Annotated in this window: 13 protein-coding genes; 5 read left to right on the forward strand and 8 right to left on the reverse strand. The window is 55.9% G+C overall.

Annotated elements, in window-relative coordinates; all coding sequences use genetic code 11:
- Window positions 1-94: 94 nt before the first annotated feature.
- From terL to DHV10_RS13320, 3 genes are read right to left on the reverse strand one after another with little or no spacing between them, the layout of a single operon-like run.
- Window positions 95-1537 carry a phage terminase large subunit gene (terL, locus tag DHV10_RS13310; protein WP_109486854.1) on the reverse strand — a complete coding sequence of 481 codons (1443 nt, stop codon included), beginning with the start codon at window positions 1535-1537 and terminating at the stop codon, window positions 95-97.
- Complete coding sequence (locus DHV10_RS28270; protein WP_420818748.1) at window positions 1534-2058, reverse strand: DUF5681 domain-containing protein; 525 nt, start codon at window positions 2056-2058, stop codon at window positions 1534-1536. The genes terL and DHV10_RS28270 overlap by 4 nt, the downstream gene beginning before the upstream one ends.
- Complete coding sequence (locus DHV10_RS13320) at window positions 1949-3295, reverse strand: site-specific DNA-methyltransferase (RefSeq protein WP_109486856.1); 1347 nt, start codon at window positions 3293-3295, stop codon at window positions 1949-1951. The genes DHV10_RS28270 and DHV10_RS13320 overlap by 110 nt, the downstream gene beginning before the upstream one ends.
- Window positions 3296-3352: 57 nt before the next feature.
- On the opposite strand from DHV10_RS13320, the gene DHV10_RS13325 reads away from it, so the two are divergent.
- A complete protein-coding gene (locus tag DHV10_RS13325; RefSeq protein WP_162601496.1) occupies window positions 3353-4090 on the forward strand; it encodes a hypothetical protein in 738 nt (245 codons plus the stop codon).
- Between the two features lie 309 nt (window positions 4091-4399).
- Here the strand turns inward: DHV10_RS13325 and DHV10_RS13330 are convergent, their stop codons facing one another.
- The 5 genes from DHV10_RS13330 to DHV10_RS13355 form a co-directional block, all read right to left on the reverse strand.
- Entirely contained in the window at window positions 4400-7519 is a 3120-nt protein-coding gene (locus DHV10_RS13330; protein ID WP_204101413.1) for an alkaline phosphatase family protein, read from the reverse strand.
- Window positions 7520-7795: 276 nt separating this feature from the next.
- The gene (locus DHV10_RS13335; protein WP_109486858.1) at window positions 7796-9223 is read right to left on the reverse strand and encodes a heavy metal sensor histidine kinase; all 1428 of its coding nucleotides are present in this window, start codon (window positions 9221-9223) and stop codon (window positions 7796-7798) included.
- 1 nt (window position 9224) lies between these two features.
- Complete coding sequence (locus tag DHV10_RS13340; RefSeq protein ID WP_109486859.1) at window positions 9225-9899, reverse strand: heavy metal response regulator transcription factor; 675 nt, start codon at window positions 9897-9899, stop codon at window positions 9225-9227.
- 11 nt (window positions 9900-9910) lie between these two features.
- Window positions 9911-13096 carry a TonB-dependent receptor gene (locus DHV10_RS13345; protein WP_109486860.1) on the reverse strand — a complete coding sequence of 1062 codons (3186 nt, stop codon included), beginning with the start codon at window positions 13094-13096 and terminating at the stop codon, window positions 9911-9913.
- Between the two features lie 1560 nt (window positions 13097-14656).
- Window positions 14657-14914: a hypothetical protein gene (locus DHV10_RS13355; protein WP_162601497.1), complete on the reverse strand. Its 258-nt coding sequence runs from the start codon at window positions 14912-14914 to the stop codon at window positions 14657-14659.
- 827 nt (window positions 14915-15741) lie between these two features.
- Between DHV10_RS13355 and DHV10_RS13360 the strand changes: the two genes are divergently transcribed.
- The 4 genes from DHV10_RS13360 (at window position 15742) to DHV10_RS13380 (ending at window position 21222) form a co-directional block, all read left to right on the forward strand.
- Window positions 15742-18177 (forward strand): chitobiase/beta-hexosaminidase C-terminal domain-containing protein, encoded by a 2436-nt coding sequence (locus DHV10_RS13360; protein ID WP_162601498.1) that lies wholly within the window; start codon window positions 15742-15744, stop codon window positions 18175-18177.
- Window positions 18178-18522: 345 nt separating this feature from the next.
- Window positions 18523-18816, forward strand: coding sequence for a hypothetical protein (locus tag DHV10_RS13365; protein ID WP_109486864.1), 294 nt, complete (start codon window positions 18523-18525; stop codon window positions 18814-18816).
- A gap of 1033 nt (window positions 18817-19849) precedes the next feature.
- Entirely contained in the window at window positions 19850-20125 is a 276-nt protein-coding gene (secG, locus tag DHV10_RS13375; RefSeq protein ID WP_338042601.1) for a preprotein translocase subunit SecG, read from the forward strand.
- A gap of 443 nt (window positions 20126-20568) precedes the next feature.
- A complete protein-coding gene (locus tag DHV10_RS13380; protein ID WP_109486866.1) occupies window positions 20569-21222 on the forward strand; it encodes a response regulator transcription factor in 654 nt (217 codons plus the stop codon).
- The last annotated feature ends 61 nt before the right edge of the window (window positions 21223-21283 follow it).

A 21283-nucleotide genomic window follows, 5' to 3' on the forward strand; every position in this document is an offset into this window, starting at 1 on the left:
TGGCGGTAGTCCATTTCCGCTCTGGTAGGGCAAAGAGTCAAGCGAACTCTCTGCCCATTCGGACGATTTGAGAGCCTAAAGCCTGAGGCTCCAGTTACCCCCTGCCCAGGTTTGCCCAGGTAACGAAATCATTGATCTGAGCCGTGAGGATGTGCAGGGCCTGCGAGGTGCTGTCGACTGCATCATCGTGCTTCGTACCCGGAAAGCCAGTGATTTCTCGTACGTATTCGTCCAGCCAGGGTGCCTGCGACGGGAGCAGAACATTTCCCTTCTCAAACTGGATTGACTGAGCCGCGAAGCGCATCCGTTTGTCGCTGCCCGGCTCGGCTTTATAGGACTCGACACCGTATACGAATTCCCTTTGCAATTCCTGGATCAGGGCAGTTCCGGATGCCTTGTCCTCGATCAAGACTTTATGTGGTTGGTGCTTTTGGTAGGCTTCGATCACGGCGCGCTTCAGTTCCGGGAATTCCACGCGTTTGCGATAGACATCCAGCACATAGAACTTCTCTTCATACAATCCCCAAGTCGTTCCAACACTGAAATCGTTCATCTCGCTAGTTTTGCTTGCTGTATCCCAGCTCTGCAGCAGGTAGGTGAATGAAGTCGGAAGCTGGGACGGCTCATAGAACGTCAGCCAGTCTCGTTTGATCATTCCTCCGGCGAGCGGCATCGGTTCCTGCTGGTACTGGCTCTCAAATTTGTACTCGCCCAGGTTTGCGCGAATGCTCTCATACACCTGAACGGAATCGCGCTCTGGATGGATGGATTCCCCAGCTTTGCGGGAGAATACTCGCGGGCCGAAAACGGTTTCGTAAGGGTAAGTTTCGTCTACGGTGGCAATTGCTGGCATTGAGAAGTGCTTCCAAGGCTCTCGATCCAGCACTTCACCGATCAGATCTCCCTGGTGCAGCCGTTGCATCACGATAATGATCCGCCCGTATTCCTTACTATTCAGTCGGCTGAACAGCGTGTTGAAGTACCATTCATTTGCGGCGTTACGACGCACTTCCGAAAGAGCATCGTCCGGCTTCATGATGTCATCCAGGATGATGATGTCCGCTCCTCTTCCGGTCAGCGCTCCACCGACGGACGTAGCCAAGCGGCAGCCTTTTGCAGTTGTCATGAAGTCATTCACCGCCAGCCGATCCGGCGCCAGAACTGTGTTCGGAAAGAGCTGCCGGTAAAAAGCGGATTGCATCAGAGCTCGACAGTCTCGGGCGTGCTTGTCGGCCAGATCCTGGCCGTAACTGGCGCAGATGATCTGGGCAGATGGGTCGTGCCCCAGGATCCAGGCGGGCAGGGCCACACTGGTTGCGTGAGATTTCAGAGTGCGCGGAGGCAAATTGACGATCAAACGTTTCGTACGTCCCAGGCGGCAGTCCTCGAGAATAGAGCACATGAGATCGATGTAATCACCTGGGATGAACTCTGACTGAGGGTTCAGCTCGTAAAAGCTCCGTTCGACGAAGCTCGCGAAGTCACTGCGCAGTATGGATTGGTACTCGTAGAAAGACACTGATTGAAGGACGCTCATTCTGAAATCTCTTTGGAGTTTGTTGTTGATTCGGATGTAGACAGGCCCCCGAGGCGCCTGCGGAGGGTGTGCAGGACGCGTTGATCTGCTTCCTGGAAGCTTGTTCCGGTAGAGCTTGCACCCTGTTCTTCTTCGGAGATCCTTATCAAGCTGAAGAGCTCTTTGGCGGCTCGGAGCTCTCCCTGCGCCGCCTTATTCCCGATCTGCATCACAGCGGCCTCGAGTTTGGTGATCATCCGTGGCCCTCCGGGCCCATTCACTCGAACTCGCTGCCTGCATTCGCGTTGAACAACGGACGAGAGATTTTTGGATCCTTTCGGACGACCCTTAGGGTTCCCGGAACGACCTCTCGTGAATTGAGTGGCCTGCGGGGGCTTCCCGTAGCCGACATCGTAGTTTTGGAAACCTTCGTTATGCACTGAGAAGCTCCTTCTGGGCTGCGATCTCATCAAATGTCTTGCCCGTCGCGGCCTGAACAGCTCTCTCGCCGGTATGCTTTTGCCAGCGACGAATGGCCACATCCGTATACGAGGGATCGATCTCGATCCCGTAGCAAACTCGCCCAACCCGTTGGGCTGCCATCAGCGTGGTGCCGGAGCCTAAGAACGGATCAAGAATGATTTCGCCTCGGGCCGAACAGTCGAGAATTGCATCGGCGACCATGGCGATCGGTTTCACAGTCGGGTGGAGCGCCAGCAGATTGCCCTCATCTCCCTGTTTCGACATCGTCTGCACGCCTGGGTACTGCCAGACATTTGTCCGGTTTCTGCCGAACCTCCCGAGTTGCACGTTGTTGCGGTGCGACTCCTTGCCCTTTCTAAAGACGAACACCATTTCATGCTGGGATCTGTAGAAACTGCCCATTCCGCCCGAATTCTTGACCCAGATACAGACGTTCAAAAGTTCGTCGAAGTTCTGACGGCCCGCGGCGATCAGATCAGCTGCGTGTCTCCAGTCCATGCAGACGAATGCGACCGACCCGTTCGCCGAGTAGTCCCGAATATGACGGAGGCTGCTGTTCAGAAAGGAAAGGAACTCAGCCTCACTCATCTCACCTGAGGCCATTTGGAATTCTCGATGGTGGATCGAGCCTTTTCCGGTTGCGTGCCCATCGATGCGCACGTTAAAGGGAGGATCGGTGAACGTGACCGCAGCACGCTTGTTGCCCAGGAGTTCTCGAAACGTACTTCCGACGAGCGCGTCGCCGCAGATCAGCCGATGCTTATTGAGCAGCCAGACGTCTCCGGGCGCAGTGACCGGATCTGATTCCAGGGTCGATTCCTGCGTATGGTCGGCGGGCCCGTCAGAATTTTGACTTCCTTGAACGAGCAGGTCAATTTCTGTCACCTCGAAGCCAGTAATCGTTACATCAAAAACCGAGCTGTCGATCGTCAATAGGTTCTGCAGCTCAATTGCCAGAATGTCTCGGTCCCAGCCTGCGTTTTCGGCCAGTTTGTTGTCGGCGATCACGTAGGCTCTGACCTGATCAGGGCTGAGGTGCTCCAGCCGTATAGCGGGGACATCCGCTACTCCGAGCAACTTCGCTGCCTCAACCCGTCCATGGCCTGCGACGATCTGATCGTCGCGATCAACTAAGACTGGATTCGTGAAGCCAAAAACTCGGATGCTCTCCGCAATCTGGCGGATCTGATGTTTGGTGTGGGTGCGAGCGTTGGTCGCGAAAGGCCTGAGACGGCTGGTTGGCAACGAAAGGAGATCGCGCCGCAGTGCGTCTGAAGTGAAATTCAAATGATTCATGGAGAGAGTGTGCCAGATTTCAGCTGCCTAATCTAGAAATATCAGAAAGGTGATTTTATGCTATATTGTACTTTCACACTTTATGAAAAGAAAAGACTCAGACCCACTTCTCTTTTTGACATGTCGGATGGATACACGCTTGAGAGCTTTGTCAGGACTCTCAATACCGATTTCTCCTTGCCAGCTGAAATGAAAAAACGAAGTCCCGATGCTGATTGGGTCGACTATAACCGAGCAAGAGACCAGCTTCGGGAGTTTGTAGCGGCATGGTTAAGGTCAGGCCCGAACACCATCAAATTGTTCGATGCCGACCCTTCGCTTAGAAGCGCTGCTTGGAATGCACAGGCGCATTTGATCCCGACCGCAACCGGCTTAGTCAGAGTCAGCATCGCGACAGTAGTGCAAGGCGCTGGCCCCCTGGATTTCAAAGCGATGGCAACGCGGCAGTTCCTCTACTTTCTCATCGATCCTGAAAACTATCGATTGGCAGGGCCTTGCGCAAATTGCGAACACTACTTCATCAATAACACTGAGCGAAGGCGAGTCTATTGCTCCGCCCGTTGTGGTCATCGGCTTTCATCTAAACTATTTAACGAGGATCGGCGGAAGAGAGACCGCAAAGATCGGCTTGCGCAAGTGGAGCGGGAGAGCCAGCTTTGGCTTAAGGATAAAACCCGTCTGACCTGGAGAGAATGGATAATTAACAAGACGACGCTCAAAAAAAACTGGCTCACTCGCGCTGTGAACAATGGAGAGATCAGTGAACCGATCAAAGGACGCAGAGTGATCGGGTAGACAGGCCAATCGTGTGAGCGTACGGAGCGGCCCCGTTTTTGCTGTTCCGCGAGTTTGCTCGGATCGCGTTCCATAAGCCCGTTTACAGGTATTGATCTGCCTTCGGGCGAGAATGAGTTGTCTCCACAGTTTGGGTAGTCAGTTCTCTTACGAGATGGCAGAGAGCATCTCCTCGTCGGCGCTGCGGAGGGATCCGGATCTTACGCATCCGGTTACGTAGAGTGACGAGTCACCTCACGGGTTTTCGTTACGAAAAAGAAGCCCTCTCCTGTTCAAAGAAGAGGGCCATAGGTTGCCTGGTGGCTCAGCTTAGTCGTCGAGATCAGCGTTGGCGGCTTTCTTGCGTCTGAAGTCGCTCGCTGGGCGGACCTTCTTCTCGCCGGGGTAGGGGACCTTGTAAGCCGTCATCTCGTACCAGACCATGTGATTGACGGTGTCGGTGTCCTCAACGTCTGGCTTGTGATAATTGCCGGCGAAAACCTGCGACTTCTTCTTCATCCAGCCAACCATCAACGCTTTGGCAGTCGGAGTCATGTTCGGATAAACAACTGGGCTAGACGAAGCTGTCGCGCCCGGAATGGCTGTTTCCGTGGGAGTTTGCGTGACCCCGTAGTTCAGCGGCACACCTGCGGGAACGTGCGCCCAGGGCAGGAAGTTCTTCACCGGCGGATTCTCGACGAAGAGGTCCTTCATCGGCGAAGCCACCAGATCGTTTTGATTCATCGGCGTGATCCCCAGAATCTGTTCGATCGTACGGGTCATGCTGACTTGTGTGTAGAAGGTGCTGTCTGCGACGGCCTCAGTGCCAGTGCCGTCGGAGTTTACCTGCTGCTTGACGTAGGGGCTGATGACGTAACCCGGGCTGCGGTGACCGTCAACGTGATCGACGCCGTTCTGCGAGTCATCCTCTTCGACGAAGATCACCGAGTCCTTCCAGATCGGGCTGTGGCTGATGGCATCGACGAACCGGCCGAGAGCCAGGTCGTTGTCGGCCTGCATGGCTGCTGCGTTCGGCGGCCCACCCGTGTGATCCGAGCTGATCCACATGAACTCCAACTGCGGCACCTTTCCCGCAGCTACATCACGGTTGAAATCCTGTTGCCAGACGTCGAATCGGTATTGGTCGGGAATGTTCAAATCGAACTGCGGATAGTTCTGAACCGTCACCTTATACAGGTTCGGCAACGGCGTTGCAGAAGCGATGAAGTTGTAGTTGTAGAGCTGGCTCTCCTGGCCAGACTCGTAGGCCTGCACGTCGTTGTAGAAATCGATCCACAGTGGCTCGCAGCTGATGGAGTTCTTGAACGGAAGCGGAACCGTTCCTGCAACTGCGCCACCGGGCGAGGTGTAGGCGGTGTAGATGTTGTTGAGCTTGCAGCCAGGTACGTTGAAAGTGTTGTACTCGACGTACTCGCCATAGTTCTTGACGCTCACGCCGGCCTTCGCAGCGGCATCCCACAGGAAGCCCTTCGTCTGATAGGCAATCGCATCGCCGCCATTCGAGGGGTAGTCGCGCAGCCAGTCCGGCGACTGAACATCATCGGAGTATGGCGCCATCGCCTGAACAATCCAGTTGTGACCGTCCGCGGATTGGCGGCTGGGATCGTAGAAGTTATCCAGAAGCGGGAACCTCTTTACAAGTGCGTGCGCATTAGGCGTGACATGTGGATATTGCGTGAACGACGAGTTGTCGCCAAATGTCGCCAGCGAAGAGTCTCCATTTCCACCAACTACGTCGCCGAGGATCTGGTCGTAGGTGCGATTCTCACGGATGATCACGAAGACATGCTTGATCTTTGAGGGATCGCCGATTTTCCTCGGGATCACAACCGGCTTCGAATCCTTGTCGCCGCCCCCAGCTGATTCAATGTTCTCCCATAGATCCCAGTGATTATTCACCTTTACCTGATGAGTCATCACGCCCAAGTCCGACGAGCTCGGAATGGGAACGATGCTGACAGTGCCTAGATCCTGGTGCGTGTTCAGACCAACTGCACCATAGTATTTGCCCGTTGAGTTTGCTGTAGTGGGAGCGCCCGTTACCGTACCCTGGAAGGGGTTCGGGTTACCAGTCGTTCCCCATCCTTTGTCATTGGCGACGAGCAGCGAGCCATCGGCCGAGTCGAGCACGACTGAAGACGGCGCATAGCCCACCGGAATCATGCCTAGAACCGCGCTGCCGTTCCAGTTGTTGAGGTCGATCACCGCGATGGCATTGGCGTTGTACAGCGCAACATAGGCGATCTTCTTCGCAGCGTCCACGGCAATCGAGTTGGGACCCGCCCCGTATGCAGAATTCTTTTCTCCGGGCAAGCTCAGAGGAAGTCCCAGGTCGATCTTGCCCTCTTGCGTGTTGGTGGCTGTGTCGATGACTGAGATACTGTCCTCATAGGCGTTGGCGACAAGCAGCTTTGTTCCGTACAAAGCCATTCCTGTGGGGTGGTAGCCGACACCAATGGTGCGCGTCACTTTCCAGTTCTCCGTATCGACTACGGAGATCGTGCCCTTATCCATGCTGCCTACGGGGTAATTGGCACGGACCGGGAAGCCATTGGAGTACTCCTGGAACGAGTTCTTGTTCGGCCTCCAACCGCCTTCGTTTGATACATAGGCGGTCTTGCCATCCGCAGAGAGCACGACGCTGTGCGGAATGTTCCCGACCGTGAGTTCTGCTCCTTCTTTGATGGAAGCAGCTGGAGCGGTGAGGTCGATCTTGGCCAGAGTATTATTGTTATCCAGCACGACGTAGCCGGTTTTGTTGTCAGGTGAGACCGCAATGCCCATGGGGTAGGATGTCGGAGCCTGATTGCCCCAAAGCGAAACGGAGTAGCCGCAGGGAATCTCGAAGCTGCCGTTGGTTCCTGGAGGGCTGCCCGAGGGCTTCTTCTTCGATTCATCGTAGGGATAGCAGTTGGCATTCAGCAATTTGCCGTTGGCATCCACGTCTGGTGGTACCGAAACGGCGGCGTAGCTTGCAAGCGTTCCATCTGCCTGCGCGCTGGCAACGGCGACGTAAGACGGGCCGTAGCCGCCATCCTGGCTGAACAGCAAGTATTTGCCATCAGAGGTGTAGGTGATGCCCACGGAGCTACCACCGGCGCCGACCTTCGGGGTAAAGTTCTGCAGCACGGCTCCTGTCTTAGTATTGAATACCGTCACAACCTGCGGCGCGCCCATCTGGAGGACTGCCGCCGTGTGATTCCCTGTCGGGTTGAGAGCAACAGCCTTTGCACGAGTCCGGATGCCGAGGTTGACGGTTGTGCCGGCAGGCGTAAGAATCACGCCGCTTCCTGCGATGAAGCTTCCGTCTGGCTGGGGCCCGGCCTGATATGTCGGAAACTGCACGGATTGCCCGAGCGCCGAGACGCTCAGTCCAACCGCGAGAATGCCGAAAAACAGGCGGCCTGCCTGGAGGTGATTGAGAGACATAACCTTCTCCTTGAATTAGTGTTTTTACTGCGTGAGGGAACGCAACCAGCCACAAACGAACTGGAGATTGCTCGGGATCGCGGGGAATGAGAACTCATAGAAGGTTTTGGACGATGCTGCGAAATTCAGAAAAATAGGAATTGCCCGTGCGAGTTCGACAAACGAACGTTGAGCCAGGGTGCTCGAATCGCGTGCGGGGAACTGGCCCGGTCCGAACCCTCCTGAAGCCTAGCGACCGAGGAATGACACCCCGATGGCGGGAAGATTACGTTTTTGTCATCGCTTTGCAGGCGCGTTAAAAACAAGACTGACGGTCGTGCCCCGGCCAACATTGCTCGTGATTTCGGCACTACCGGCGTGCAGAAGCATGATGCTTTGAACGATGGACAGCCCCAGCCCGGTGCCGCCGGAGGCGTGCGATCGAGATGGATCGACGCGGAAGAATCGATCGAACACTTTGGGTAAAGCCGCGGCCGGGATGCCGGCTCCCGTATCGCTGACGTCAATGCAGACCTTTTCTTCGTGAACGTACGCAGCAAGCGTGATCGAACCACCCCTGGGCGTATGCGCAATTGCATTTGAGACGAGGTTGCTGATCGCTCTGAGCATTAAAGCCCGGTCCATACTGGCGATGATCTGATCGCTCTCTTCTCGCGTGGAGAGACTCACCCCGGCATCAGCAGCCGGCGCTTCGTAGTAGTCGCGAACCGTGTTTAACAGGTGACAGAGGTTGACATCTTCTCGACGCAACTCGGTCAGAGGTCTCTCAGCGCGCGCGAGGAACAGGAGGTCGCCGATGAGATCGGACAGACGGACTGTCTCTTCCAGTGACGACTCCAGCACGCCCCGGTACTCTTCCACGGTGCGGGCTCGTGCGAGCGCTACCTCCGCTTCGCCCCGTATGTTATTTACAGGCGTCCGCAGATCGTGCGCGATGTCGGCGGAGAACTGGGAGATTCGCTCGAAGGACTCTTTCAGGCGGTCGAGCATCTGGTTGAATGTCCCTGCCAGCGATGCGAGCTCGGAGGGGTAGCCTTCGGGCCGTAGACGCTCCCGGAGATTGGTGGAGGTGATCTTTCGAACGGTCGCCGCAATCTCCTCCACTGGCTGGATTCCATGACGCGCGATCTTGTATCCAGCCAGTGGAAAGAGAATCGACGTAACCATCAGGCTGACGGAAAACCACATCCGATAACGGGCAAGCAGCCCTTCCGACTGCGAGATATCGATTGCGATCTCGATCTTATCGATTTGATTCGGCGGATTACCGACGGCCGCATTTGCGCACGAGATTCGAAAAATCCTGCCACTCATGCCAGTTAATGTTGTAGATCTGTCGACGTTGCCGTGCGCGCAGCCTGAAAATTGCGTAATATCCAGCTGCTTGTTCATATCCGGCGTCGTCAGGATCGGTGATCCATGCTGATCGAGAAGGCGTATATAGAACTGCTCGTACCTTCTTGCAGCCGATTCAAGCTCGATCTCTTCGCGCAAAGCTTCGTCATCGTTGGGACGCTCTCGGAGCATCGTTCGGAGCACGTTGATCTTATCCGCAAGGAAGAGCTCGTTGCTTCTGTCCAGCTCCGAGCGCAGAAGAAGGTAGAGGCTGACCGTAATGAGGATGACGAGCAGCAGGCCCGCCAGCGAATACGCAGCCGCCAGGCGAAAAGCTAGTGTCGTTCGCAACTGTCGCCCGGAGGGCATGCTACGATTCGCACTCAAGGACGTAGCCGGCACCTCGCACGGTTTGGATCAGCTTGACTGAAAACGGATCGTCAACTTTGCTGCGAAGCCGGCGCACGTTAACGTCGACTACGTTGGTTTCGCTGTCGAAATTCATGTCCCACACGGCTTCGGCAATCAGCGTCCTTGACAGCACTTCGCCTGCCCTGCGTGCTAGAAGGCTGAGCAGAAGGAATTCCTTAGAGGTGAGGTCAAGCTTGTGGCCGGCTCGCTTGGCACGTTGCCGGAGGAGATCAATCTCGAGGTCCGCCAAGCGAATGGTTTCCTGCGCGCGCGGGACCGAACGTCTGAGCAGCGAGCGAACCCGCGCCAAAAGTTCAGAGAAAGCGAACGGCTTCACGAGGTAATCGTCAGCACCGAGTTCAAACCCGTGCACGCGCTCATGCACCGCGTCACGCGCCGTGAGCATTAGCACCAGCGTCTTCTTCCCCGTACTACGCAGTCGGCCGAGTACCTGCCATCCATTCAGTCGAGGCAGCATGACGTCCAGGACCATCAGGTCAAAATCGACCTCTCCTGCCATATGCAAGCCCTCAAGACCATCAGCGGCGACATCAACCACAAAGCCCGCTTCACTCAGCCCCTTCTTTAGGAACCTTGCCGTTTTGCCTTCGTCCTCAACAACAAGAATCTTCATAATGACAAGCCCTATAATTCAAGTCGCAATGCGAACTGTACCTCGCGTGGAGTTCCCGATCCCACTGGCGTCTGCGGCGACACGGTGTTCACTGTGTTGGTGATTGCGCCGAAGCCCGAGGCGCACCCCACAGTGTGTGACGTGGACACATTGCAGACCGGCTGCGGCTGGCCGAGTTGCGGATGATTGAAGATGTTGTAGAACTCGGAACGAAACTCCAGCCTAGCGTGCTCGGAGAGCGATACCGATCGCATCACGCCGATGTCCACTTGCCAAGTGCCCGGCCCGTTAAGCAGGTCGCGCCGAGAGGTCCCGAACATTCCGGCGGGGCGAGCAAATGCAGCGGGGTTGATCCACTGCTTTGGGCTTCTTCCGCCCGCGGGAGTCAACGAGACGCCGGGAACCAGATCAGGGCGCTCTGCGCCGGACGCGCCATCCACCGCGGTGTAGCTGGCGGGTAGCAGCACATTCACGGGAAAGCCTGTGCGAGCAAGCGCGCTGGTAGACATTTCCCATCCGCCTGCCAGCGCGCTCGCGAACCCTAAGTGATTGAGCCAGGGCGTTCCGGGCCCAAACGGAAGCTGGTAAACCGCGTTCCCGTTAAAAACATGCCGCGCATCCCACGCACCGCTGGCGCGGTCGCATGATGGACACAGTGGATTCTCCGGGCTGATTTCATCGCCGTCACCGCTGCCATTGGATCCGTTGTCGATCTCGTGTGAGTACATGTAATTTGCGGCAATCAGGAACCCATGCGAGAAATGCCGACGCAGAGAGGCGGACAGGCCGTGATAGGAACTTGCGCCACTCGATCCGCGCCATCCGATCGCCGGCGCAAAGGATGAGTACTGCGCCGAATTCGAGGCTGGATCGACCAGATTCACAACGTTGGTCTCAAGCAAGTGAACACCATGGCTGCCAAGGTACGACATGGTTCCAACAATGTTCTCCGGAAGCTCTCTTTCAAGTGAGAAGCTCCACTGCTCCACATAGGCATCCTTCCGATTCCGCTGCTCGGCATTCGGCGACAAGCTTCCCGGCCCGAACCCGCAACGAACGCCTCCCGTGACAAATACCGGCCCGGGACAATCGCTGCTGCTCGCAGCAACACCGTATGAGAGGGACGTGATTGCATTCGCAGTGGCCGAATACGAAGGCACTTCATTCTTCGCAGGCAGGTTCTGATCGTCAAGCTGTCCGTCCTCGTGATACAGGCCGAACCCACCCCGCAGCACCGTCTTTCCGTCCTTGAATGGCGTCCACGCAAACGCCACCCTGGGATCCACATCGCCGAAGTTCTGCTCGCCGAAGCTGGCGCCAGCTCCACAAAAGCCCTTCGGACCGCACGTAGAGAAATCGAAGGGATTTGCCTTCCCGTGTGCTTCATCGAAGAGCCCGAAGATGCTGTACCGTAGTCCCAGATTAAGGACGAGATCAGGCCGCCACTTGAACTCATCCTGCACAAAGAAGAAGTAGTCGCTCTTGCGCAAGTCGTTGATGGGAAGCGCGCCGGTAAGGCTTGCCTTTTTCACATTGTTTGCAGCTAAATCTTCCACAGATGAAAATGTGAGTTTGCCATGCTCACCGTATTCCTGATTCATCTGAATGTACCGGACCTCTGCGCCGGCTTTCACCGTATGTCGATCGTGGACCCAGGTCTGGTTGTCGGTCAGTGAGAAAGAATTCCCCACGTAGATACTGGTGTATCGGTAGTTTTCCGTTACAAAGCCCGGTCCGGGACCGCCGGAGATGGCTACTTGATAGAGAATGCCAGAGTCGCTGTAGTTGTACTGGTTGCTTGTCGAGCGATTGAACCCAACATGAAGGTCGTTCACAAGGGTCGGGCTGAATACGTGCAAAAGCCCAAGGGCGCCGTTGACTGGAGTGGAAACTTTCTGCTGCAGGTCAGTAGCTGCCGCTGATAGCGGTTGCGTGTTAACGGACCGATCGTAGTTGAAGCGAGCGAAGCCGGTCGTCCTCGACGAAAAGTGCTGATCCAGCCGCAGCATTACGGAGCTCTCGTTCACCACTTGCGTGCACTCACACGTCAGCAGGTCGTAGTCCATATAGTGCGGATCGCCGGGATCTGTTGCCGGCGTCCATGGAGTCAGCACAGTCTTCCGGCCAGCTCTGGGAAAGCCGTGCATGATGGCGAAGACGGGCGACGCCGCAGGAACAGAAGCAATCAGCGAAGGACTCGGTACGTCCCCGCTCACCGGGAAACCCCAGTTCTGCCGGTACGCCTCAGAAGCGACGAAAAAGAAAGTCTTTCCCTTCACAATCGGGCCGCCAAGCGCTCCGCCGAATTGGTTCAACCTCAACGGCTGCTGCGAAACACCATTCGATGCCCACCGTGGCAGGGGCGCATCGAACAGATTGTTCCGCAGGTATTCGAAGAGCCTTCCATGGAAAGTGTTGGTGCCCGAGAGTGAGCTTACGTTCAGTTGCGCGCCGCCCGTCTGGCCTTCCTCCGCAGTGGACATAAGCGAGTCCACCCTGAACTCAGAAATCGCGTCCAGAGGAATGGCGAGCCGAACCCACTGGCGCTGCGTCTGATTCACGATGTTCGTCGCGTCAACACCATCGAGCGTGAAATTGCTGTCATCGAGGCCACGTCCGGCAAAGCGGACTGTCCGCTGGTTACTCCCGCCTGTATCGATCGCACCCGGAACGAAAGCGGTCAGGGCCGACCAGTCGCGTCCATTCAGGGGAAGCGCTTCAGATTGCGTCTTCTCGATCAGTCCAGTCACTGCGCTCGTGCTCCGGTCCATGAGAAAGGACGCGGATAATACTTCGATCTGGTCTTCTCCGCCCGCGACGCTTAGTGTGGCATCCAGCGTGCGCGTTCTTCCAATTACCTGCTCCACCGCAAGGATCTCTGCCTCCTTAAAGCCCGGGCGCCTGAAATGAACCGTGTAGAGCCCGATGGGCAGTTGGGGAATGCTGTAACTGCCCAAAGCGTCCGAAATGCTCTCCCGCCGCAGTCCCGTGTCGTTCTCAACTGCGATGACTTTCGCCATAGGCAATTGTCTGCCCGATGAGTCCATTACTGTGCCAGTCAATCCGCTGCTGTCCCCCTGAGCAGAGGAGATAGCCGATGCGATGACGGCTAGACAGAATGCGGCGAGTCTTCGAGTAGAGCAATTTACCTTACGGCGAACGGAGCCGCCGTAAATGCAGACCTGCGCAAAGAACATTCGTCCTCCAGGGAGAAGGTCTTACAGGCTTCAGGTTGTTGGCTGAGTTCTGCTGTCGCGACTTGCCTTCGCGCAGCGCTTATGTGCGGATTGAGTCCAGTCAGGGCTACGTTCTGCCTTGGGGTAACCGTCTGCCACGCTCGATGACAATCCTGCAATCTACACCTCGCCGAACGCATGACAGCCAGATGAACAGCCTGTCAAAAGTTGGCCGACTTTGATTGAACGAAGGTCGTGCGACAGTAATCTATGTTGAAACAGCACAGTTCAATCGTGCGAAGAGGGACTTGTTCCGTGGACATGCGCGTCGCCATGACAAGCCCCATTGAAGAGGGATCGCCGAATCCATATCACGACATTCTTGGCAAGCGTGTTTTCTTTCTCCGACTAGGGAGGACCCTAGCTGGAGCGACGGGGATCGGAGCGCAAGCTTCCAAAGCCCGCAACGATTTCCTGGCTCCTGTAAATGAGTTCTGCGGTCCTGCTAATTCGCTCGCGGGTTGAGGCTATGCAATCTCAAATCCCCGGCCGGTTGGGCAGCGCACAGGGCGAGCCGCTCACGGGATATACGGAGGACATCCGAAGAGTTGCGGAGGCCGCTTCCGGTGAAACCAGCCGCAGAGCGGATTGTACGCTCGAATCAGAGCGGATGCTGCCCACTGGAACACTTGGGTTGGAAAGTGCGCAACGGCGGGAGCAGCATCCGGCATCGCCCGCCTGGAGGTCGATAGGCGGGCATCTCTTCGCTCTTCAAGTGAAAAGGACAGTAGCACCGGACATGCGCGCATGGTAACTAGGTATCTTTGCCCAGCGATTGTGGTCCCAGAAACAAACGGCCCGGTTATCTTAAACCGGGCCAAGCGAAAGGATTGATGCTATGCGCTTGTTCCATATTGCACAACGCAGGTTAACAGCGTGTGACTTTACGCCACTCGCAGCGGAAATCGGACCGGTTGAGCTGGGCTACATGATGCGGTCTCGTTGTGCGCTTCTTGAATCTGGCGCACGAGGATAGCCCGCAGCTTGCTGGCGTACTCCGCGTCTAGTCCCAAGTGCTCGTATTCATCCAAAACGTCAAGGGCGTATCGGAGATCCCCCGCGTAATCGGCGCAATTCAATGTGTAAGTAGGCATAGGTTTCACCATATCCACGCGTTCATGTGGGATTCACATTTGGATGCGGGCACGGCTGAGGAAAAGTCGAGAGCACCACACTAGGGCCGGACACCCTACCCCGAGGAATCAGGCCCAAGTGATGTGTTTTGGGCTGGTTAGCCCGATTGCGGAACAATAATGGCCTCGAGGGCTTTGGTCAAGAAAAATCGATTAAGTCGAGGATGGAGTGGGTAAATGTTCGAGCAAACTTGGAGAGCGCGCAACGGACGCGCCAGAATGTAGGCACTATTTCATCTGCCGCGTATAAGGGCAACCGCGCTCTTGTCTATTCTGACGTTATCTCTCACATGCGGGGAGAGCGCGCCACATACGCCGCCGGCTGAGCCGATGCTAGACCCCTCCGGATCGGGTTCGTTCCACTTAGGAGGGATCTTTGGGCTTCCTCTCAATATTCTTCGACCACGGAGTCCTTCGGTGCGATCGTGATCGTGCCCCCACAAAGGAAAAATACACCGCGTTGGGCATCTTCGTAAATCGCCCTCACTGGAAGCTCATTGAAGGGGTTTGGCCCACCGACCTCGGCCACCAACACCTTGCCCTCGTGCATGAATGACACCCTTCGAATTCTGCGCTGGGTGATCTCGGCGCCAAGCTGTTTGAGGATCCAGTCTGTGTCAGATTTCCAGATCTCCGTGTCGTTCACGGGCCCTCCGTCCGAATAGGCAAGGTGACCAGTTGCTCCCCACATGGCGCTCGGTGTCATGCAAAGGATGCTGCTCCCGGACCGCAAAATGGGACTGGCGCGGGGTAAGTGTACGGGCCATTTATTGCAGTGAGATGAGCATTTCGCAAATCAGACCTCGTGGTCAACGGATCGCAGTTATCTGATAGCTGAATCGATTCACTCTCGATCTGCTGCTGGTGGATCAGTATCCACGCAGGGAGTATGGCGAATCCCTACAAGCTCGCTGGAATCGATGTGCATTAGAAGCTTGTCATCATGGTGGTGATCGACAGACGCGACCCCGACGCGAAGCCGGAGCCTCAACGCTTTCCTATCGATGCCGACCGAGTTGCAGCAACCATCAGCCTGGCTGCAGGACCGAGGCGTCGAAATTCTAGTTCACCAAAGCAAGGAATTGTGTTACGTTCAAGTTCTTCCAAACGGCGTATTGATTGCCTTGGAACCTGTGCTAGAACGTAAGTTCACTCCGATTGCTTTGTGTTCCTCTGTGCCCTTCTGATCGTCAGATTGACACCGTGCCATCCTCAACGTTGCAGTGACACTCTGTTCGCTTTGGTCGGTTAACGTTCTTCCCCGTAGTGCTTCGGTGGAGTAAGTGCACCCAAGCCCTCCGCGCTGAGGGCTTTATGTTCTCCATATTCTGCCCGTCTTCCCGCCAGTCGCGGATGGGTGTGGTCACCCGTCCTCGGTTCCTCAGATCCGTGACCGTTGGTCGCTGCCTTGGATTGCTCCTCCTATCTTTGGTGTCGCCGTGGGTTCTAGGTCAGACGCCGACCGCTGTCCCCGTGCCAACGTGGCGCTACGATTTGGCCCATGCCGGGCAAAACACGAACGAAACCGCGCTGATTCCCACCAACATCAATGGAACATCATTCGGCAAGCTGTTTTCCGTTCCAGTCGACAGCACCGTTTATGCGCAGCCGCTCTATATGCCTGGCCTGAAGATGAGCGACGGGCTCGTACACAATGTGCTCTTTGTAGCGACGGAAAATGATTCCGTGTACGCCTTCGACGCGGACTCGAACCTGGGCGCCAACAATAAGCCGATCTGGCAGATCAGCCTGCTGACCCCGGCGCACGGCGCGAGTTCGGGTGCAACCGCAGTGCCTTATGCCGATACGGGATCCGCAGATGTAGCACCCACCGTCGGAGTAACGGGCACCCCGGCGATCAATTCCGCCACCAACACGATGTATCTAGTTGCTGCTACGAAAGAGAACGGAACCTATTTCTCGCGACTGCACGCCATCAACATCATTACGGGAGCGGAACAGTCGGGGAGCCCCGTGAATATAACGGCGACAGTCTCGGGAACGGGGGCGGGCAGTTCCGGAGGAAAAGTCACGTTCAGCCCTCTCTGGCAAAACCAGAGACCCGCAGTTGACTACTACAACGGGTATGTCTACTTCGGCTACGCTTCGCACGGGGACAAGAACAATTGGCATGGATGGCTGTTTGCCTACGACGCCACCACCCTGAAGCAGACAGCGGTGCTCTGCGTAACTCCTAACGATATCGGGGGAGGGGTGTGGGGCTCGGGCTCGGCCTTCCCCATCGATACGAGCGTCTCTGGCGGACGGATGTTTGTAGTTACCGGAAACGGGGGCTGGTCCAGCCCACCGTTTACCCCTGGCACGGATTTCGGAGAGAGTGTGATTGCCTTCAACATTGCGAATGGCAATCTGACGCCGACTGATGAATTTACCGCGTTCAATTACGCAAGTCTGAATACCCGCGATTGGGACCAGGGATCTGGTGGCCTGCTGATGCTGCCGGACCAGCAGGGTGCCAACCCGCATCTGCTGATCACCGTGGGCAAAGAGGGGCGGATCACCCTCTTGAACCGTGACCATCTCGGCGGTTACGCTTCTGGCGCTTCCTCAAACACGAATGCTGTGCAGGACATTTCGAGTGTCGTCGCGTCGGGCCAGGGATTCTGGATGACACCCGCGTATTGGAACGGGAATGTATATGTTTGGTCCGGCGGCTCGGACTCTAGCGGCACGCCTAACAAGGGTATGCTTTTCAAGATAAACAGCGGGGTGATGGATACGAGCCCTGACAGCCAGACCACCTTCACGTCTGCGTATCCGGGTGCTTTCTTCTCCATTTCCTCCAATGGGGCTCAGAACGGCATTGCCTGGGCTTTGAAGACCGATCAGTTCAACACCAATGGTCCGGCCGTGTTGTATGCCTTCGACGCCACTGATTTGAGCAAAACTCTTTACGAGAGCGACAGTAACGCGACCCGAGATTCGGCGGGACCGGCGAATAAATTCTCCGTTCCGGTGGTAACGAACGGCAAGGTCTATGTAGCGACCAGACGCGAGGTGGACGTATACGGGCTGCTGAACGGCGCCACGATGGCAGCCGCTCCGGTGATTACTCCGAAAGGGGGCACGTTCTCGGCGACACAATTGGTGACCATGTCAACGGCGACTTCTTCGGCTTCAATCTACTACGCCCTCAACGGATCGACTCCCACCGCCGCCTCCACGTTGTATACGGGGCCGATCACGATCGGATCCAACACGACCGTCAAAGCCATTGCGGTTGCGCCTGGATACTTGCAGAGTAGCGTGAGCAGCGCGATGTTCACGTTCACGAGTCAGTGCCCTTCCCCGTCGGCCAATGGCATCAATGTCTGCTCGCCTATCCAAGGAGCGAGCGGGTTATCGCCCGTTTCTATCAGTGCTGGCGCGACGGTCGCTGGAGGGGTGTATCGATTCGAGTTATGGTCGGGCGGCACTAAGCTCGCGAGTGTGAGCAACAGCGGCGTCATGAGCCAGGCACTCTCGCTGGCGCCGGGAAGCTATCAGCTGACCTTTACCGCGTATAACGCGGCAGGGACTCATGTGTATGCGACGCGCAACATCACCGTAGCCAGCAGTGGGAGTGCCTCCTTCTCGCTCTCCGGCGGTCCATTTGTAATCGGATGGCGCGGCGGCGCCATCCATGTTCCAATTAAGGTGACCCCGAGTGGCGGCTTTACGGGAACGGTTGCGCTTGCTTGTTCAGTAAGCCCCCCGTCCGGAGGTGTCAGCATTCCCGCATGCACCATCTCCGCACAGCCCCCGGTGATTACAGGAAGCTCGGGCGTCACGGGTTATGCTTATGTCACTACCAAGACGACGACCACCCTCGGAAACTATACGCTGAATCTGAAGGGCACTTCAGGGAGTCTCGCAAAGTCCATCAGTATTCCGTTTACCGTGAATTGATTCGAAGTATCGGTTTCTCAAAGGATCGATCTCTTTGGTAAAAGAATGAATTTCGGGCCAACGATAGAGGTGTGAACCTGGCTCCTTCGAACAACAACGATAGGACCAGACCAGTTCCCGGATGCCATCGAATTTACTGTCGCGTCCGGCATCTTCGGATGCAATGAGGAGTGGACGCTTTGCAGGCTTCTTTGAACGGAGCGGGTCCCCCCTCTCGCAAGCGCGAGTGCTGGTTGCCCGATCCTCAGCCTCACATTGGGACATTATTGTGAATCGAGGCGATGTCCTGGCTATCCCTTCGGGTGCCTTCTCAGCAACGTCGCTGCGATTGCCAAGAGAACGACGATGAGAACATCGACCCATCCCATTCACCGTGCCTCGTCCTCGGTGAATCTGGTGGCCATTCCTGAGCCGATCGATCGGACGGCCTGGCTGAACAGAACCACCACAAATGTGCGCCCTGTTGTACAAAAGTGGGAAATCGGGGTTCGGAACGTTCAGGTACTTGCCTGGGAGATACGGCTGAATCCCGAGACTACGAAGAGTTCTGGTGTGGACGAGCATCTCGGGAGGAGCGTGGCTCGGCTTGGAATCTTCATCGGTCACATCGCAATGAAAGTTGAGCCCATTCCCGCTTGACTCAGGGGAACGATGGCCGTCATTTATCACGAGTGAGCCTATTGGCAGCGATGATACATGCACCAATGACTACAGTCTCTGCGAACCCAGTCCTGCGATCGGGTTGCTCCCCACGTGCAATCACTCACTTCATTTTCTTCCATTCTCCCATCAGCGCGGGCTCCGCTCTGATCTCACTGGCTTCCTTCTGATAAGCAGGTGTGACAGCCTGCTTCGAAAGATGTCTGGAGGTAAGTACGCAGGACACGCACCGCAGAGTGGGGTCGGCAACAATCCTTGTAGTCACAGAGGCGGGAGCCTGTCAGTTTCCAGACAGGACCAACATGGGCGAAGAACGGGCGAATCTGTAAACAGCTCTATCCATATATAAGCTAAGCCTTTTCTCGGCCCTCACCGCATCCAACTTATGAACAATTGGTTCCGCAATGACCGAAGCTCTCAGCGCGCCTACGATAAATAATCCCATTCTCAACCCTCACAATTTGAAAAGGCGAACCTTGACTTTTGCGATGCTCAAGGTGAGCCTTCTTCGAAGGGACGCGGTTGCCTATGCAATTGAAACTGCCTTATTCGAAATGGGCGGATCAATTCCCACGAAGATGGAGTGGAGTAACGGAACGAGGTTGCTCGAACTTCTCAGCAGCATTCTTCGGCGGCAGAGGAAAGGCGCGCCAAGCATTCGTGCTGTCCAGAACCTAATTGAAAAAGGGAATGCATATTACCTATTCGACGTTGTCCTGACTCCTAACCAAAGTGAGCGTCTCGGTTGGACTCTCAGCGAAGGGCGAAACAATAACCGTGAGGGTTCAACTTGATGTGACGATTCTGTAACCGTCAGTCGACAGATTGCGATACACAGGGATATCGTCTGCCGATTGGAACCAGCCATTTAGACATATACGATACTCTGCCCTACAGTCTCGAATTGAGGTGCTGGCGCCCTCGAGGCATAGGGGTTCAAGTCCCCTCCTCCGCACCACTCACCTGCCAGAAAGCAGCTTTCAGCAACGCAGATTCTCTTCTACTCGTCATAGTGCTACACCTCATCGTGTCCATCTTCCTTATTGGAGTTGTCCTCGTGCAGCAGGAACGGTCGGCCGATCTCGCAGGCGCCTTCGACGGCCAGGGCTCGCAGACTGCATTCGGACCTCGGGCGCCGGCCGACGTGCTGACTCGACTGACTACTTGGGCAGCCGTGATCTTCATGATTAGCTCGCTTACCTTAACGATGCTGTACGCGCGCGGAACTCACTCGCGCGCCGTGCTGGGTGATCAGCCGACAGACCAAACAACGCCAGCCAACAAGTAGCACCAGTCCTTCGCGATTGGATTTAGGGCAGACCTTCGGGTCAGCCATTAGCCAATGATAGCGAACAGCCCAGACATCGGATCATGATCATCGAGAACAGCCCACCGCATACCGTGAAGTGAAGCTTACTGTTTCCTGAGAAATGGATTCGCGTACTCCCTTTTGCTTTTCGATTGCGTGAGAATTCGCCAACTGCAACGCAAGGCTTTTCTGGTTGATGTAGATGAGGTCAAGTCACAGGCTACTCGGACCTTTGACGATCCATCGGCTGGTAGTTTCCGAGTTACGCATGGGTCTTTGACCTACCTATGTGATTGAAGTCGCGCCATCGTGGCCATTTTCGAAGGAGTAGCCCAAAGCTCACTCGCGACCACTAAAAAGACGGTTTTCCAGGAATCGTAGGCACTGGCCGACTTGAAGGAAGCGGCGGCTGGGGTAGACGGATGAGTGAAAGCCGCATTCGAGTTGCAATCATCGACGATGACCAAGCGCTGCTAGAGGGTTTGCGTCAGATAATCGGAGGAGCCGATGGATTTGTCTGCACGGCTTGCCTCGGATCGGTAGAAGACGTTCTATCTCTGCTTCGCAAGGATCCGCCCGATGTACTGCTCCTCGATATTGAACTCCCTGGCATGCAAGGAGACGAAGCCGTCAGACTGCTGAGAAACGTCTGTCAGCGCACAGTGATTCTCATGCTGACAGTCTTCGCCGAGCGCGCCCAAATCTTTGAGTCGATTTGTAATGGGGCCAGCGGTTACCTATTAAAAAGCACACCTCCGGAAACCCTTCTCGAGGGGATTCGCTCAGCTCAGTCTGGAGGCTCGCCGATCTCCCCCGAGATTGCCAGACATATTGTGGATGTATTCCGACACAGCGGAGTTCAAGCGGAGACTTTGGCGGCTGATTCACTGGGAACACAGGAGATTCTGCTCCTCACTTTACTCGCCGACGGGTACAGTTACTTGTCCGCCGCTGCCAAGATGAGCATAAGCGTGAACACCGTCCGAAATTACGTTCGCACAGCGTATGAGAAGCTTCAGGTGCACTCTAAATCCGAAGCGGTCAGCAAGGCGATTAGAAAGGGACTGATTCGATAGACGTGTGTATCAATAATCTAAGCCATATGCGGCCTAAATGTGCCAGAACCTACACTATTTG

Origin of the sequence: Occallatibacter savannae (assembly GCF_003131205.1) — a bacterium.
Classification (GTDB): Bacteria; Acidobacteriota; Terriglobia; order Terriglobales; family Acidobacteriaceae; genus Telmatobacter; species Telmatobacter savannae.

Coding starts and splice junctions, on each gene's coding strand:
- terL (WP_109486854.1), bottom strand. CDS start 1,537: ATGAGCGTCCTTCAATCAGTGTCTTTCTACGAGTACCAATCCATACTG.
- DHV10_RS28270 (WP_420818748.1), bottom strand. CDS start 2,058: ATGTGGCCATTCGTCGCTGGCAAAAGCATACCGGCGAGAGAGCTGTTC.
- DHV10_RS13320 (WP_109486856.1), bottom strand. CDS start 3,295: ATGAATCATTTGAATTTCACTTCAGACGCACTGCGGCGCGATCTCCTT.
- DHV10_RS13325 (WP_162601496.1), top strand. CDS start 3,353: ATGCTATATTGTACTTTCACACTTTATGAAAAGAAAAGACTCAGACCC.
- DHV10_RS13330 (WP_204101413.1), bottom strand. CDS start 7,519: ATGTCTCTCAATCACCTCCAGGCAGGCCGCCTGTTTTTCGGCATTCTC.
- DHV10_RS13335 (WP_109486858.1), bottom strand. CDS start 9,223: ATGCCCTCCGGGCGACAGTTGCGAACGACACTAGCTTTTCGCCTGGCG.
- DHV10_RS13340 (WP_109486859.1), bottom strand. CDS start 9,899: ATGAAGATTCTTGTTGTTGAGGACGAAGGCAAAACGGCAAGGTTCCTA.
- DHV10_RS13345 (WP_109486860.1), bottom strand. CDS start 13,096: ATGTTCTTTGCGCAGGTCTGCATTTACGGCGGCTCCGTTCGCCGTAAG.
- DHV10_RS13365 (WP_109486864.1), top strand. CDS start 18,523: ATGAGAACATCGACCCATCCCATTCACCGTGCCTCGTCCTCGGTGAAT.
- DHV10_RS13380 (WP_109486866.1), top strand. CDS start 20,569: ATGAGTGAAAGCCGCATTCGAGTTGCAATCATCGACGATGACCAAGCG.